The organism is Polaromonas sp. P1_G2, from assembly GCF_056405515.1.
The window spans coordinates 1-557 of record NZ_JBFUBY010000791.1 but is presented as its reverse complement, the minus strand read 5'-3'; the positions used below and the strand labels follow the sequence as shown (position 1 = coordinate 557).

The window sequence follows — 557 nt, the reverse complement described above, 5'->3', positions numbered from 1 at the left end:
CGCTACGACCGACGAACAGCGTGCCGAGCGTCGCCAGAAACGGTGTTACCCCAATGCCCGAGATCAGCACAGCATTGAAGGCGCCGACCAGCACGCCCGCCAGAATGCCAGCGATGAGCGCCAACGCCACCGGTAGTCCGGCCAGCACGAGCGAGACAAAGGCGAAACTGGCGAAATCGATCGCCGTGCCCACCGACAGGTCGATACCGCCGGCCGCGACCGCGAAGGTCATGGCGATCGAGACGATGGCGAGCAGGGTGAAGTTGTTGACCAGGATGCTTTCGAGATTGGCCAGGGTGAGAAAACTCGGTGCAACATTGGCGAAGATGGCCATGACCACGACGAGCGCTATCACCAAAGCGTAGCGGGCGACAAAGCGCATGATGCCGGAAGGACGGGCGCGCAGCATCGTCGCGGCCGTCATCAGCGGCTCTCCCGCTTCAGAAGCGTCGTTGTCGAGACGACGAGCAGGATCAGCAGACCCTGTACGCCGCTGACCAGCGTGCTGGAAATATTGAGCAGTTGAAAGCCGTTGAGCAGGACACCGACGAACAGCG

General features: G+C 61.9%; 1 protein-coding gene. It reads right to left on the bottom strand.

Annotated elements, in window-relative coordinates:
* Positions 1–424 (bottom strand): ABC transporter permease (locus tag AC1D0P_RS27610; RefSeq protein ID WP_477679646.1); only part of this gene is annotated, 424 nt, incomplete at its 3' end.
* Between the last annotated feature and the right edge of the window lie 133 nt (positions 425–557).